The sequence below is a fragment of the Salipiger sp. PrR007 genome (assembly GCF_010499845.1).
GTDB lineage: Bacteria > Pseudomonadota > Alphaproteobacteria > Rhodobacterales > Rhodobacteraceae > Salipiger > Salipiger pacificus_A.
The window spans coordinates 1-2,304 of the sequence record NZ_JAAGOZ010000080.1; the positions used below are offsets into that span (position 1 = coordinate 1).

2 protein-coding genes are annotated in these 2,304 nt (G+C 64.8%); both read right to left on the reverse strand.

Annotation, left to right across the window (positions count from 1 at the left end; translation table 11 throughout):
- Positions 1-78: 78 nt before the first annotated feature.
- On the reverse strand, positions 79-921 hold the full coding sequence (istB, locus tag G0Q01_RS23480) for an IS21-like element helper ATPase IstB (RefSeq protein ID WP_164213915.1): 843 nt from the start codon (positions 919-921) through the stop codon (positions 79-81).
- Positions 918-2,150: an IS21 family transposase gene (istA, locus tag G0Q01_RS23485; protein ID WP_164213916.1), complete on the reverse strand. Its 1,233-nt coding sequence runs from the start codon at positions 2,148-2,150 to the stop codon at positions 918-920. Before istA ends, istB begins: the two co-directional genes overlap by 4 nt.
- Positions 2,151-2,304 lie beyond the last annotated feature (154 nt).

A 2,304-nucleotide genomic window follows, 5' to 3' on the forward strand; every position in this document is an offset into this window, starting at 1 on the left:
TGTCAACGCCGTCTTAATTTTCCCCAAAAGCGCCGAAGTAAAATTCCCCACTACGGCGGTCGCGGCGATCAGCCGGCTTCAGTGATCGGCGCCTCCGTTGTGATGCTTTGGAGGACGCCCGCGACGCTTGGGGGGTGGCGGCGGAGCGATGGGTGCGTTTGCCCTGACATGCTCTGGAATGAGATCGGCATGGGCGCGTAGCCGATAGCTGGCCCCTTCGATCTGGATAACGACCGCATGATGCAGGAGGCGATCCAGCAGGGCTGTCGCGACGACCGGATCGCCGAACACCTCGCCCCATTCGGCGAAGCCACGGTTGGAGGTCAGGATCATGGCGCCCTTTTCGTATCGGGCGTTGACGAGTTGGAAGAACAGGTTGGCACCGCCGGTGGTGATCGGCAGATAGCCGATCTCGTCGACGATGAGCAGCGCAGCCCGGGCATAGAACCGGATTTTCTCAGCCAGTCGTCCCTCGCGTTCGGCCTGGTTCAACGCGGCGATCAGCTCCGCGAGGGTGGCGCGATATACACTTCGCCCGGCCTTGACGGCCGCGACGCCGAGAGCGGTGGCGAGATGGCTCTTGCCGGTGCCCGGCGGCCCGAGGAAGTGAACGACCTCGGCGCGCCGGATGAAGTCGAGCTGGGCCAGTGCCGCGATCCGCTCCCGATCGAGCGAAGGCTGGAAGCGGAAGTCGAAGCCTTCGAGCGTCTTGACCGGCAGCAGCTTGGCCGTGCGTAGCGCGACGTCGATCCGGCGCGTCTCGCGGGTGGCGTACTCCTCGCTAAGAAGCCCGTCGATCGCTTCGATCGCGGTGATCTCGCCCGCCTCGAGCTGCCGCACCGTGTGATCGAGCGCCTCCAGCGCACGCGGCATCTTCAGGCCGACGAGGGCGCCGCGGATGCGGTCCAGAAGATCGCTCATGATTGCGACCCCGCAGCGGCCAGGCGTCGGCCTACCGCATCATAGAAGTCGAGCGGGCGCCGAAGCCCTTGCGATGACGGCGGTGGAGCGGGTCTCCTCGGCGGCGCCTTGCGATGAGCGGGGTCAATACGACGCCGAGCCTTGCCTTCCAAGATCGGGTGGCGCGCAATTAGCTGCCCGTCCTCGAAGATCCGAAGCTCTTCGGCGTGATGCTGGACCTCGAGTGTCCGGCGGCGGGTGGTGTCGGGCACGGAATAGAAGTTGCCGCCGACCGAGATCATCCCCTCCTTGCTCACCCGCCGCTCGACCGTCAGCACGGCGCTGTAAGGGATCGCCGGGAGCGGCTTCAGGCTTGGCTGCTCGTCGGCGAAGGCCGCGTCCACTACGCGTCGGGTCGTGGCATGAACCCGGGAATTGGCGACCTCGGTCCGCCAGGCCTCGAACTGGGTGTTGAGATCGTCGATGTTGCGGAATGTGCGAGCCAGGAAGAAGTCCTGCCGGATGTAGCGGAAGGGTCGCTCGACCTTGCCCTTGGTCTTGGCCCGATACGGCTGGCAAGCCCGCGGCACCGCGCCGTAGTGGTTCAACAACGCGACCAGTGCGGCGTTATAGGTGACCACTCCGGCCTTGTCTTCGCCGATTACCGCTGTCTTCATCCGGTCATAGAGGATCTCCTCCGGCACGCCGCCGAGCGCTGCGAAGGCCGCGATATGGCAGCGCAGCACCGATTGCAGGTTCTGGCTGGCGACGAACCGGCCCCAGAGCCAGCGGCTGTGCCCCAGCACCAGCGAGAACAACCAGACCTTGCGAACCACGCCCGGCTCGTCGGTGAACTCCACCGTGAACTCCGCGAAGTCGACCTGGGCCTGCTTGCCGGGTGGGGTCTCGAACCGCCGCTCGAACGGGGTGTGCCGCGTCGGGCGCACCTCGCGCAGGAAGTCCGTCACCGCGGTGTAGGCGCCCTCATAACCCAGTTCCCGGATCTCGCGCAGAAGCCGTGCACCGCTGAGATCGGGAAAGGCCTGAACGCGTTCCTGGAGATAGCGCTCATAGGGTTCGATCACTCGGGCCCGTGGCTGCCGCGGCCCATAAACCGGAGCTTCCAGCCCCAGCTCGAGATATTTCCGCACCGTCTTCCGGTCGCAGCCAACCTTCCGCGCGATCGCGGTGATGCTGAGACCCTGGTTCTTCAAATCCTGGATCAAGACAATCTCCCTCAGTCCCTTCACCTGCCTGCCCCTGTCGTTCTCCGTTCGGAGCATCAGGCCTGTGTCCCGCGACAGAGCCAATTCCGAATAGATGAAGTTCGGAATTGGCCCTGACGCTCTCGTCTGGGGAAAATTCAAACGGCGGTTTCGGGGAGATTACGTCCGGCGGTTACAC